Raw genomic sequence first — 10,856 nt, forward strand, 5'->3', positions numbered from 1 at the left:
GACCAAAGCTTCCTGCAAGGAGATACCGACATGGCCCGACGCCACGACATCCGCAAGCCCGTCAAGTCCCGGCCCAACCCGCTCGACACGGCCGAGATCACCTACATCGACTACAAGGACACCGACCTGCTCCGGAAGTTCATCTCCGACCGCGGAAAGATCCGCAGCCGACGCGTCACCCGGGTCACGGCCCAGCAGCAGCGAGCCCTCGCCACCGCCATCAAGAACGCGCGCGAGATGGCCCTGCTGCCGTACGCCGGCCGCTGACGACACCCCGGGCGCAGCGAGCATCGGAACGAAAACGGGAGTCGCCAGTGCCCGCACCCAAGGAACTCGACCCGAGCGCCTCCCTCGCCGCGCTCTACGGCGCGAAGCTGCGCAAGCTCCGCATCCGCGCCGGGCTCACGCAGCGGCAGTTGGGCGACATGATCCCGATCGCGCACAGTCGGATCGCCCAGTTCGAGCTGGGTCACGAGATCCCTCCCGAGGACGTCAACAGCAAGTTGGACGTACTGCTCGATGCCGATGGCGACTTGATCGACCTGTGGAGTCACGTCAAGCCAATGCCGCACCCGCAATACGTGCGCCGGTTCATGGACCTTGAGCCCAAGGCCGTCAAGATGCTCAAGTACCTGTCGCAGGTGGTGCCCGGCTTGTTGCAGACGGAGGCGTATGCCCGGGCGCAGATGCGCATTGGTAGCCCCCGAGAGCCGGATGCACAGATCGAAGAGTGGGTGCGCGGCAGACTGGAACGGCAGTCGATCCTTCGTAGCAGCAAGCCGCTCCTGCTCTGGTGCATTCTCGATGAATCTGTCTTGCGGCGGCCGATCGGAGGGCCGCTGGTGATGGCTGAGCAGTTGGGCCACCTGATCGCCTCAGCCCAGTCGCCGCATGTGATCGTGCAGGTGCTGCCCTTCTCGGCAGGTGGTCACCCGATGCACATGGGGTCGCTGTCGATCCTGAGCTTCAAGCGCGGGCCGGATGTGGTGTACGTGGAGGGTTCACATTCCGGCGAACTTCTGAAGAGCTCGGACGAGGTAGCTCGATATGCCCTTGCCTACGATCTCTTGCAGGCGAGTGCTCTGTCGCCGGACAAGTCACTGGCCGTCATTCAAGGCTTCATGGAGGAGTACCAAGCATGCGCACCACGCGAACCGAACTGAGCAACGTCAGGTGGCGCAAGAGCACCTACAGCAGTGACAACGGCGGTGACTGCGTGGAGGTCGCCGACTACTGGCCCGGCGCCGTGCCCGTCCGGGACAGCAAGACGCCCGCCGGTCCCGTGATCCTCGTCGGGAACGCCGCCTGGAGCGCCTTCGTGCAGCACGTCCGAGAGGCGTAGAGCGGTCCGCCGCCGGGGCGCGGATTCCTGGGCCCCGGTGCGGCGCGCCGCCCGTTAAAGGAACGGGAGAGAACCCCACCCAACCAAACCCGGTGGCCCAACTCCCCTCGCCACACGATCGGGTGAAGGGGGCGACACGCACCCTGACCGGTGGGGTACGGTCGGCCGCAACAACCCCATACACGCAGACGGCCCCCGACAGGATTGCAGTCCTGGCGAGGGCCTGACCGATCCGGAAGATATGAGCTTCCCGATGGCTGATCCGCAGTCTAACGCGGTCGCGCCCGCGCGCCCCGCGAATCCGATCCCCACCGACGCCCCCGGCGCCGGGGTGATCCACTTCCGCCACCGCCACACCGACCGGTTCACGGTCGTCGGCAACCACCTGGCCCAGCATGCGCAACTCTCCGCCGTCGCGATCGGGCTCGCCGTCTACATCCAGTCCGTTCCGGACGGGGTCAGTGTCACGGCCAAGGCTCTGACACTGCGCTTCCGTGAGGGCGAGATCACCATTCGCCGGGCCCTCAACGAGCTTGAGGAAGCCGGGTACCTGGAACGCCGGAGGATTCCGCTCGGTGGCGGCCGTTTCGCGACCCGCACCCTCGCCTACGACAAACCAGGTTGCGCAGCAGTACCGTCCGCTGCGCCAGCCCCGCAGGAACCGGCCGCGCCGGTACCCGAACCCGAACCCGAGCCCGCTCCGCCACCGGCCGCAGGCCCGGCGGCGGACCTCCTGGCCCGGCTGCGGACCGTCGACGCCCGCCTCATCCTCTCCGTGCGCGACGTCCAGCGGCTGTCGCCCGCCGTCGAGGAGTGGCTCGCTCGGCACGCGACCCCCGAGCAGATCACGCGCACCCTCACCGCCAACCTGCCGCCCGCACCGGTTCCCATCCACCACCCGCCCCGCTTCCTGGAGCACCGGCTCACCACCCTCCTGCCGCCACCCCTCCCGGTATCCGCGCCCGAGCCGCAACGCCCCCGGCCCGCACCCCTCATCACGTGCGACGGCTGCGAACGTGCCTTCCGCAGCCACGTACCCGACGCCCGGTGCGGGGACTGTGGCCCCGCGCCGGACCGGTCCGCCGCGTGAGCCAGTGCGCCCGCTTCTGTCGGATGTGGACTTTGCCCTGGTCAGGGGCCCCGGGCTCCGAGCCGGCGCGCGCCGCGGAACACGTGGCGGAGCTCCAGCGCACGGGCGTCCTCCAGCGCCTCTGGTGATGTCGCCCGCGGGCCGGACACGATCGGGACCGATGTGAATCGGCCAAGTACCAAAGTTCCTGCCGATCATGGACAGGGCTCCAGGAGGATGTCGGGCAATGGACATGACTTCTCCGCACCCGGAGGGAGCGCCCGGCAGGTACGGCCCCTTCGCGCATCTCACCGCCCCGAACGTGCTGCTCTACCGGGCGGTGATGCGGTCCTTCCTCGTCGCCAAGGAGCGGTTCGCCGTGCATCTGCGGCCCGAGGACGTGTACGCGGGGCTGGCCCCCGAGGCCCGGCCGGCGGAGCCCGACGCCGTGGTCAAGGCGCTCGACAGCCTGGTGGGATGGGGGAACCTGCGGGCCGATCCGGACACCGGGCGGGTCACCGCCGTCGAGGACTTCTACCGCAAGCGGTTCATCTACCAGCTCACGCGGGAGGGAGAGGCGGCGGAGGAGGCCCTGTCCGCGTACGACGAGGCGCTCGGGCGGCGGGGCGCGCTCCAGGCTGTCGCGCTGCACGACATCGTCACGCAGCTGCGGGCCCTGCTCGTGCTGGCGGCCGAGGAGGAACCTGATCCGGCCAAGACGCATCTGGCGCTGGACGGGCTCGCGAGTCGGTTCGGCGCGCTCGCCGACAACGCGCGGGCCTTCATGGGCTCCCTCCAGCGGACCATCGACCTCCACGACGTGGGGGAGGAGGCCTTCCTCGCCTACAAGGACCAGCTCATCCAGTATCTGGAGCGGTTCATCCAGGACCTGATCACCCTCGGCGGCCGCATCGCCCGGCTGATCCTGGAGCTGGAGGCGGCCGGGAGCATCGAGCGGCTGTTGCGGGCCGCGGCCGCCCGTGAGGCGGCGGACGCCACCCCGCAGGAGGCGGTGTACGCGGAGACGGCCGCGTACGAGCGGTGGGCCGGCCGGTGGGCTGGGCTGGCGGCCTGGTTCCTCACCCGGGACGGACGGGAGTCGCAGGCCCGGCTGCTGCGCGGCCGGGCACTGGGCGCGATCCCGCAGCTGCTGGCCGTCGTACGGTCGCTGAACGAGCGGCGGGCCGGGCGTTCGGACCGCTCCGCCGACTTCCGTACCCTCGCGCGGTGGTTCGCCGAAGCGCCCGACGACGACGCCCGGCACCGGCTGTGGCGCACCGCCTTCGGCCTGTACCCGGCCCGGCACCTCACCGTGGACGCAGAGACACTGGCCGCCCGCCACGCCCGTCCGGAGCCCGCCGCAACGGCGTGGGCCGATGCCGCGCCGCTGCGGATCAGCCCGCAGCTGCGCCGCACGGGAAGCTACGAGCGGCGCGGAAAACCCCGCAGGGTCGAGGACCGGCAGGAAGCGCGCCGACTGCTCGCCGAGACGGCCGCCAAGCAGGCCGCCGAGACGGCCGCCGCCAGGGCCCGGCTCGTCACCCACGGCATCACCAGGCTGTCCGGACTCGGCGAACTCGATCCCCTCAGCTTCCGGCTCTTCCTCCAGCTCCTCGGCGACGCGCTGGCCACCTGGCGGCCCGGTATGACGCACACCGCCGCCACCAGCGGCGACGGCTCCATGGAGATCCGGCTGACCGCACCGACCGACGGATCCACGGCCGAGGTCCGCACCCCGGACGGGATCTTCCGCGGCCCCGACCACACCATCGAGATCGTCGACCTCACCGAGACACCAGGAACAGGAAGGGGCGGGGCGTGATGGCGACACCGCTCACCGAAGTACTCGACGGGCAGCACGCCGCCGAGCGGCGCAAAGCCGCCCGTGCCCTGCTGAAGCAACCGCTGCTGCTCGCCCACGGCGCGTACGCCGACGAGTTCCGGCTCGTCCGGCGACACGCCTCCGAGCTGCGCGAGTGGTTCGACCGCAACACCGGATGGTCCCTCCAGGTCGACGCCGAGAGCGCCCGGCTGGGCAAGATCCCCGGTGTGCTGGACAACGCCACACACCCGGCGCGCGAGGTCACCCGCAGCGCCGTCCCCTTCAGCCGCCGTCGCTACGTCCTGCTCTGCCTCGCCCTGGCCGCCCTCGAGCGCGGCGAGGCGCAGATCGCGCTGGGCCGCCTCGCCGACCAGATCGTGCTGGACGCCAAGGACCCCCGGCTGGCCGCGGCCGGCATCCAGTTCACCCTGGACCGCCGTGACGAGCGGATCGACCTGGCCGCCGTCGTACGGCTCCTGCTCCATCTCGGAGTCCTGCGGCGCGTCGCCGGCGACGAGGACGCGTACGTCAGCGGAGCAGGCGACGTCCTGTACGACGTCGAACGGCGGGTACTCGCAGGTCTGCTCGCCACCCGCCGGGGACCCTCCACCGTCCGGGCCGAAACGCCGGAGGCCCGGCTCGCGGAGCTCGCCGCGGAAACCGCCCTCGACAGCGACGAACTGCGCTTCCGTGCCATGCGCCGCTCGCTGACCCGGCGACTGCTCGACGACCCCGTCCTCTACTACGACGAGCTGACCGACGCCGAACTCGGCTACCTCACACGCCAGCGCGGCTTCCTCACCGCCCGCATCAACGAACTGACCGGGCTGGTCGCCGAAGTGCGCGCCGAAGGCATCGCCATGGTCGACCCCGAGGACGACCTCACCGACGTCCGCATGCCGGAATCGGGCACCCGCGGGCACGTCACCCTGCTGCTCGCCGAGTACCTCACGGCGGTCGCAGGCGTGGTGGTCCCCATGGCCGACCTCGAGCGCCGTGTTGTCGAACTGGCCTCCGAGCACGGCGGATTCTGGTCCAAATCGGCCCGGGAGCCCGGGGCCGAGGGTGACCTGGCCGAGCAGGCCGTCGCCCGGCTGGCTGCTCTGGGCCTGGTCGCCCGCACCGCCGACGGCGTCATGCCACGCCCGGCGCTCGCGCGCTACGCGGTCGGCGAGACCGTCGTACTCGAACCCCGTACAACCGGCACCGCGCAGGTGCCGGCGCAGCGAAAGGCGTACCTGCCTTGACCCCCCGTCCCGTACTCCCCGCCCCGGCGCGCCCCCGCTGGCAGCCCCTGCGGATCGGTCTCGTCGACCTCTTCCACTACGACGTGGAGGAGTTCCACTTCCGCGACGGCCGGCTGCTGCTCCGGGGGAACAACGGCACCGGCAAGTCCAAGGTGCTGGCCCTGACCCTGCCCTTCCTCCTCGACGGGGATCTCAGCGCCCGCCGGGTCGAACCGGACGGCGACGCCGGCAAGCGGATGGAGTGGAACCTCCTGCTCGGCGGTGAGCACCCGCACTCCGAACGCCTCGGCTACACCTGGGTGGAGTTCGGCCGCTGCGACGCGGTGAGCGGCGAGGAGCAGTTCCGTACGCTCCTGTGCGGGCTCAAGGCGGTGAGCGGACGCGGCATCGCCCGGCACTGGTGGGCGGTGACCGGGCAGCGGATCGACCATGGTCCTGCCGACCTGCGCGCGGACGGGTCACTGAGCCTGCTCGACCCCACCGGCACCGTCCTGTCACGGGACCGGCTCATCGAAGCCGTCGACGGACACGGAATGGTCTACGACCAGGCCAAGGCATACCGCCGGGCCGTCGACGAGGCGTTGTTCGGCCTCGGGGAGCAGCGCTACGCAGCCCTCGTGGACCTGCTCATCCAGCTGCGCCAGCCCCAGCTGTCCAAGCGTCCCAACGAGGCCGCCCTCTCCCGCGCCCTCACCGAGGCCCTTCCGCCGATGGACCAGGCCGTCATCGCGGACGTGGCCGAGGCCTTCCGCTCCCTGGACGAGGAGAAGGAGGAGCTGCGGGCAGCCGGGGCCGCCGAGAAGGCCGCCTCCACGTTCCTGGACCACTACCAGCGCTACGCCCGCGCCGCCTCCCGCCGTCGCGCCCGCCTCCCGCGCAGTGAGCACTCGAAGTACGAGCAGCTGCTGCGCGATCTCGCCGAGGCGCAGGCCGAGAAGACCGCGGCGGAGGAGGAGCGGACGGCCGCGGAGGAGCGCGTCGCCGCACTGACCGAGACCCGGGCGCGGCTGGAGGCGGCCGACGCCGCCCTGCGCGAGGGCCCGGAGATGCGCAGCGCCCGCGAACTGGAGCGGACGGCACAGGCGTTGGAGCGAGCGGAGCACGACTTCAACCGCGCGCACGACGACCGGGAGAAGGCGTCCCTGCAGCACACCAAGGCGCTCGGCCGCCTCGGTGCCGCGGAGAACCGGCTCAGGTCCGCCCAGGAGCTGTCCGGGGACACGCTGCTCCGGGCCCGGGAAGCGGCGGCGGCAGCCCGGATGAGCCTCCCGGGAGACGAAGGGCGGGCGGCCGCCGACCTGCGGGCCGCAGTAACCGAAGCGACCGACCGCAGACGTCGCACGCTGACGCATGTGGAGGCGCTCGCCGACCAGGCCGAAGGGGCGGCGGCCGGGCGCCGGACGGCCGTACTGCGGCTCGACGAGACGGAGACCGAGCTGGCGCACGCCGCCGAGGCGCTGGACGCCGCCGAGGGCACGGAGCGGGCCGCCGGACGGGCTCTGGTCGACGCCGTACGCGAGCACGCGGGCCGGTGCGGGGAACTGGCGTACGCCGACGCGCCCGGACTCCTGGACGAGCTCCAGGAGTGGACCCGCCACCAGGACGGCCCCTACCCGGCACGCCTCCGCGCCGCGGAAGCACACAGCGCCACCGCAGCGGTACTCGCCGACCGGGCGGCGCAAGCAGCGCACCACAGGGCAGGCCTGGCCGCCCGGACCCGCGATGCCGAACAGGAACTCGCCGGGCTGGAGTCCGGCGGCCGGCGCGGGCCGCAGGCCCCGTACACCCGGACCCCGGGCCTGCGGGACCAGGCGCCCGGTGCACCACTCTGGAGGCTGGTCGACTTCCGGGAAGAGGTCACGGACCACGACCGTGCCGGGCTGGAGGCGGCCCTGGAGGGGGCCGGACTGCTGGACGCGTGGGTGCGCCCCGACGGAGCGGTCCTCGCCGCGGACGGTCATGACGTGCTCCTCGCCCCGAACACCGGACCGGTGGCGGCGGAGTCTCTGGCCGACGTACTGCGCCCGGCCGTCGACCACGGCGACGCGCGTGCCGCACAGGTCGGCGTGGCGGCGGTGACCCGGCTGCTGGAGGCGATCGGCCTCGGCGCCACCTCCGCAGACGCGGCCGGGACGTGGGTCGCGCCGGACGGACGCCACCGCGTCGGTGTCCTCACCGGCCGCTGGGCCAAACCCGCCGCCGAGTACATCGGAGAGGGCGCCCGGGAAGCCGCGAGGCGGGCCCGGATCACAGCCCTGCGGGCGGAACTCACGCTCCTGGGGCAGGAGTCCGCAGAAGCCCACGCGCAGGCCCGGGCTCTGGCGACGCGTCGGCGTACGCTCGACACCGAGCTGGCCGCCGTCCCTGACGACGCCCCCCTGATCCGGGCGCACGCCGACACCGCGGCCGCCGCCGACACCGTGCGCCGCGCCCGGAACCGGCGCGACGAGCGGGCCACCGAGGTGGCGGCCGCCGCCGAGCGGGCCGAGTCGGCCACCGCCGAGCTGCGCGAGACCGCAGCCGATCTGGGCCTGCCCCCGGAGCGGCCGGCGCTGGCCGCCGTACGACAGGCCCTCGCCGAACTCGACGTCGTCCTGGCCGGACTCTGGCCCGCACTCCGTGAGCGGAGCGAGGCGTCCCGGCAGGCGGACGACGAACGCGAAGAGGCGGTCCGGGCAGGGGAGCGGACCGCCGAACTCGCGGCGCGGGCGGAGGAGGCCGCCCGCGAGGTCGCGGCCGCGGACGAGAGGCTGGCCACGCTGCGCTCGACCGTCGGCGCCGCCGTGGCAGAGCTGCAGCGGCTGCTCGAGGAGACCGCGGAAGCCCTGCGCGGCTGCGCGGCCGACCGGCGGCGCGCCCAGGACCAGCGCACGGAGGCGGACCGACGGGCCAGCCGGGCGGAGGGTGCGATCGCCCAGTTGGAGAAGGCCGTCACCGACGCCGCCGCAGCGCGCTCCGAGGCCATCGCCGCGCTCCAGCGCTTCACCGCCACCGGACTGATCGCCGTCGCACTGCCCGATCTCGCCGTACCGGCCGCGGACGACGGCCCGTGGGCGCCCACCCCGGCCATCGCCCTGGCCCGTGCCCTCGAATCGGAGCTGTCGACGACGGACGACTCGGACGGCGCATGGGAACGTGTACAACGGCGACTGAGCGAGGAGTTCAAGACCCTCCAGGACGCACTGTCGCGGCACGGCAACACCGCCTCGGCCCGCGTGGTCGAGGACGGGATGATCGTCGACATCGTCTACCAGGGCCGTGAGCGAGCCGTACCCGAACTCGCGGAGGCGCTGGCCGTCGAGGTCGGCGAACTCACCCGCATCCTCTCCGCACACGAGCGCGAGATCCTCGAAACCCACCTCATCACCGAGGTGGCCGGCACCCTCCAGGAACTGATCGCAGCCGCCGAGCGGCAGGTGCTCGCCATGAACGCCGAGCTGGAGGACCGGCCCACTTCCACCGGTATGAGGCTGCGTCTGGTGTGGCGGCCTTCCCACAAGGCCCCCGTCGGCCTCGCCCAGGCTCGTGGCCGCCTGCTCCAGACCGCTGACGCCTGGACGGCCGAGGACCGCGCTGCGGTCGGTGAGTTCCTGCAGGCGCAGATCGCCCGCCAGCAGACCGAGGACGTGGCGGGCAGCTGGCTGGAGCACCTCACGGCCGCCCTCGATTACCGCTCCTGGCACGAGTTCGCCGTCGAACGCCAGCAGCACGGCCGCTGGGTACCCGCCACGGGACCCGCGTCCGGAGGCGAACGCGTCCTGGCCGTGTCCGTTCCCCTGTTCGCCGCCGCCTCCTCACACTATGCGAGCGCGGGCAGTCCGTACGCGCCACGCCTGGTGACCCTGGACGAGGCGTTCGCGGGTGTGGACGACGACTCGCGCGCCAAGTGCCTGGGGCTCCTGCACGCCTTCGACCTGGACGTGGTCATGACCAGCGAGCGGGAGTGGGCCTGCTATCCGCAGGTGCCGGGCATCGCCATCGCCCAGCTCGCCCGCGTCGACGAGGTGGCCGCCGTCCTGGTCACCCGATGGGAGTGGGACGGTACGGCCCGCACACGCCGTGAGGATCCGGTGCGTCCGGCGGACCCGGAGCCCCTGTGGGCGTGAGCGGTCCGCCGGTGGACGAAGCCCGCCTGCGCCGGCTGCTCGGCGGCGATGATGTGGCCTGGCTGGTGGAGCGGGCGCGCCGCCGGCTGGAACGTGGTCAGCCACTCACCGGGGTGGTCTCGCTGGCAACGCCGAGCCCGGCCGAGCGGGCAGCGGCCGAGCGCCTGCTGGGCCGGCCGCCCGGCTCCGGCAGGGCGTTGACGGTCCGGCTCGACGCCGTGGACGCCGTGCTGGTCAGATCGGGGATCAGCCCCGAAGGCCTGGAGGCTGCCGTGACAGCGCTCACCGGGCGGGTCGTCCCGCTCGACGAGGCCCGCCGGAGCGAGGAACAGGCCTGGAGGGAGGCGTACGAGCCTCTCGCTTCGCTGGCCGCAGACCGTCCTGCGTACGCTGCTTGGGCCGTTCGTGTGCGTGACGACGGCCTCGTGCGCCGTCTCGCCCGTACTCCCGCCGCCGCCCGTCCGCTGTTGGAGCAGACCGTCCGCGTCCTGCGGGAGCTGCCCGTGGAACCGGCCCGGTCGCTCGCGGTCTTTGCCGCGGACACTCTGGGGAGTGCCCACGCGCTCGACGACGGGACACCGGTGGCCACGCTCGCGCTCTCCGGCACCCGCGCTCTGACCGGCCACCCTGAGGGAGCGGGAGCGGGAGCGGGAGCGGGAGCGGGAGCGGGAGCGGGAGGGCGGCGGGCTGCATGGGCTTCCGCCGGCCTGCTCCGGGACGACGTCTCCTCGACGGTGCTCACACTCAACCTCCGCGGGACTGCGGCCCTGGACTGGATGGCCGATGCGGGTGAGCCGTGCGTACTCACCCTTCGACAGCTCGCCCGCCATCCCTTGCGGACGGCACCGTCCGTGGTCCACATCTGTGAGAATCCTGCAGTCCTGTCCGCCGCGGCAGACAGCCACGGACCGGATGCCCGGCCGCTGGTGTGCGTTCAGGGCCAGCCCTCGGCCGCCGCGCTCACCCTTCTCGCCCGTCTGTACGAGCTCGGTGCCGCTCTCCGCTACCACGGCGATTTCGACTGGGGTGGGTTGCGCATCGCCACGACGTTGTCGGGGCACGTGCCCTGGCGGCCCTGGCGCTACACGGCTGACGACTACCGTGCGGCGATAGCAGCCGCGGGACCGGATCTGCGCCCGTTGGACGGGAAACCGGCGCTTTCGCCCTGGGACCCGGACCTGGCACTCGCGCTCGGCGAGCACGCCCTGCGCGTCGAGGAGGAAGCAGTACTGGATGTGCTGCTGACGGACCTCGCGGGGTGACACGGCCA

At 72.5% G+C, this 10,856-nt stretch carries 8 protein-coding genes; all 8 read left to right on the forward strand.

Going from position 1 to position 10,856, the window contains the following annotated elements; all coding sequences use genetic code 11:
- Window positions 1-30 precede the first annotated feature (30 nt).
- The 8 genes from rpsR to ACZ6KO_RS00755 all read left to right on the forward strand — a co-directional run bounded on the left by rpsR (window position 31) and on the right by ACZ6KO_RS00755 (window position 10,848).
- Window positions 31-267, forward strand: coding sequence for a 30S ribosomal protein S18 (rpsR, locus tag ACZ6KO_RS00720; protein ID WP_469298274.1), 237 nt, complete (start codon window positions 31-33; stop codon window positions 265-267).
- Between the two features lie 47 nt (window positions 268-314).
- Entirely contained in the window at window positions 315-1,163 is an 849-nt protein-coding gene (locus tag ACZ6KO_RS00725) for a helix-turn-helix domain-containing protein (RefSeq protein ID WP_469298276.1), read from the forward strand.
- The gene (locus ACZ6KO_RS00730) at window positions 1,139-1,342 is read left to right on the forward strand and encodes a DUF397 domain-containing protein (protein ID WP_469298278.1); all 204 of its coding nucleotides are present in this window, start codon (window positions 1,139-1,141) and stop codon (window positions 1,340-1,342) included. Before ACZ6KO_RS00725 ends, ACZ6KO_RS00730 begins: the two co-directional genes overlap by 25 nt.
- Window positions 1,343-1,595: 253 nt before the next feature.
- Entirely contained in the window at window positions 1,596-2,432 is an 837-nt protein-coding gene (locus ACZ6KO_RS00735; protein ID WP_469298279.1) for a hypothetical protein, read from the forward strand.
- A 232-nt stretch (window positions 2,433-2,664) separates the two neighbouring features.
- Entirely contained in the window at window positions 2,665-4,233 is a 1,569-nt protein-coding gene (locus ACZ6KO_RS00740; RefSeq protein WP_469301428.1) for a TIGR02677 family protein, read from the forward strand.
- Complete coding sequence (locus tag ACZ6KO_RS00745; RefSeq protein ID WP_469298281.1) at window positions 4,233-5,480, forward strand: TIGR02678 family protein; 1,248 nt, start codon at window positions 4,233-4,235, stop codon at window positions 5,478-5,480. Before ACZ6KO_RS00740 ends, ACZ6KO_RS00745 begins: the two co-directional genes overlap by 1 nt.
- A complete protein-coding gene (locus ACZ6KO_RS00750) occupies window positions 5,477-9,586 on the forward strand; it encodes a TIGR02680 family protein (RefSeq protein ID WP_469298283.1) in 4,110 nt (1,369 codons plus the stop codon). The genes ACZ6KO_RS00745 and ACZ6KO_RS00750 overlap by 4 nt, the downstream gene beginning before the upstream one ends.
- 11 nt (window positions 9,587-9,597) lie before the next feature.
- Window positions 9,598-10,848: a TIGR02679 family protein gene (locus ACZ6KO_RS00755; RefSeq protein WP_469298285.1), complete on the forward strand. Its 1,251-nt coding sequence runs from the start codon at window positions 9,598-9,600 to the stop codon at window positions 10,846-10,848.
- The last annotated feature ends 8 nt before the right edge of the window (window positions 10,849-10,856 follow it).

This window comes from Streptomyces sp. NPDC042102, assembly GCF_055582305.1.

Excerpts from the sequence above, each read along its gene's own strand:
- rpsR (WP_469298274.1), top strand. The coding sequence starts at position 31 with ATGGCCCGACGCCACGACATCCGCAAGCCCGTCAAGTCCCGGCCCAAC.
- ACZ6KO_RS00730 (WP_469298278.1), top strand. The coding sequence starts at position 1,139 with ATGCGCACCACGCGAACCGAACTGAGCAACGTCAGGTGGCGCAAGAGC.
- ACZ6KO_RS00735 (WP_469298279.1), top strand. The coding sequence starts at position 1,596 with ATGGCTGATCCGCAGTCTAACGCGGTCGCGCCCGCGCGCCCCGCGAAT.
- ACZ6KO_RS00740 (WP_469301428.1), top strand. The coding sequence starts at position 2,665 with ATGACTTCTCCGCACCCGGAGGGAGCGCCCGGCAGGTACGGCCCCTTC.
- ACZ6KO_RS00745 (WP_469298281.1), top strand. The coding sequence starts at position 4,233 with ATGGCGACACCGCTCACCGAAGTACTCGACGGGCAGCACGCCGCCGAG.